The 1,661-nt window shown below is 61.5% G+C and carries 2 protein-coding genes; both read right to left on the bottom strand.

The features are described 5' to 3' along the window. Positions 1-723: CaiB/BaiF CoA transferase family protein (locus tag AC1DOC_RS32740; RefSeq protein ID WP_478131448.1), on the bottom strand; the 723-nt coding region annotated here is incomplete at its 3' end. Positions 724-958: 235 nt separating this feature from the next. Continuing rightward, a partial coding sequence (locus tag AC1DOC_RS32735; protein ID WP_478131447.1) for an enoyl-CoA hydratase/isomerase family protein occupies positions 959-1,661 on the bottom strand: 703 nt, incomplete at its 5' end.

Below are 1,661 nucleotides of genomic sequence, written 5' to 3'. Positions count from 1 at the left end.
ATGGTCACCCGGGGCGGCGGCGAAGTGGAGATTGCCTGTGCGCTCGCGCGGCAGCCCCATCTTCTCGTACGCCGTGACCATCACGTCGGTGAAGCGGAACACCGTTTCGTACAACGAGAGATCGATCTGCTGACCTGCGCCGCCCTGCATATCACGGTGGTAGAGCGCTACCATGGTTCCGAAAGCGCCAAGGACCGCGGTTGAATAGTCGGCCATTGCCGTGCCGAGCTTCACCGGAGCGCGGTCCGGATAACCTGTGGCGTTCAGTGTGCCGCCCATAGCAAGGGCAATGCGGTCGTACCCTGCGCGGCTTGCATATGGACCGGTCTGGCCATACCCGGAGACGCTGAGCATCACGAGCCTTGGGTTTACCTTCTTCAGGTGCTCCCATGACAGGTTCCATTTATTCAGGATGCCGGGGCGGAAATTCTCCACGAGCACGTCGGCGTCTTTCAACAGTTCCTTCAGGATCCGCTGGCCTTCGGGATGGTGCAGATCGAGCGTCACGGACTTCTTGTTTCGCGCTTCGACATTCCACCAGAGGCTTTCGCCCTCCACCATCGGCCCGATATGGCGCAGCGCGTCCCCACCGCGCGGTTGCTCGATCTTGATCACGTCCGCGCCCAAGTCGGCAAACAGTGTTGCGGCGACCGGGCCGGCAACCATCGTGCCGATGTCGATCACACGCACGCCGGCCAGAGGCCCTTTGTCTTTCGTTTCCATACTATTGATCCTTCAATCGTCCGTATCAGCTGCGTCGCCGGAATCGGCGCGATCAGCAAACCATGGCTCAGTTCAGTCGCCTCTTCGTCCGCATAAGAGAGACGGCGCAACTCCAATTGGCCGGCTCGTGAATCTGGAAGCGGATCGCATCGTCGGGAGAATCGGGCAGGCTTGAGCCCCTTTGCATCCGTAACTGTTCATGCTTGTCTCAGTTCTTTTTGTATGGGTCGGCGGACTACGTGCCCGTGAACTGCGGAGGGCGCTTTTCCTTGAAGGCCGCAAGCCCTTCGACACGGTCGGCCGAGAAGTGGTGCAAGTTGCTCAAGGCGCGCTCGTAGCGCAGCCCGATGGATGCTGGCTGGTCCAGCGCATCATTGAGCGCCTGCTTCATCCGACCCAGCACCAGCGGGCTCTTTCTCGCGAGCTTCTTTGCCAGAGCGGTCACGGCGCCGATGAAGCCGTCATCAGCGACCACCAGGTTGACGAGGCCAAGCGCCTTCCATTCGCTGGCCGGATGCATATCGCCCGTGAACATGAGGAGCTTCGCGTTGTTCAGTCCCACCTTCCTCGGCAAGCGCACGGTGGCGCCTGCGCCAGGAAACAGGGCGTAGTTCGAATGGGCATCGCCAATCCGAGCGGACTCGGCCGCGATCACGAGGTCACAGGCGAGCACGAGCTCCAGTCCACCTGCGACCGTAATACCGTTGAGCGCGGCAATGACGGGTTTGGTGGAGGCTTCGATCAGCTCGGTCAGAGCGCCGATCGCCTTCACGAACTCGGCGCCACTTTCGGGGCGGCTCCTGGCGGGGTCCTTCAAGTCGGCGCCAGCGCAGAAGGCCCTGCCTTCGCCTGTCAGAACAATGACGCGGACTTCCGGGTCGCTTTGAGCATCTTCGATCGCCTGCGTCAATGCGACTACGAGCGACAGTGTCAGCGAG

It is taken from the genome of Variovorax sp. 01T439_2, from assembly GCF_056398445.1.
The sequence above is the reverse complement of the archived record's forward strand: the minus strand, read 5'-3'. Positions and strand labels throughout refer to the sequence as shown.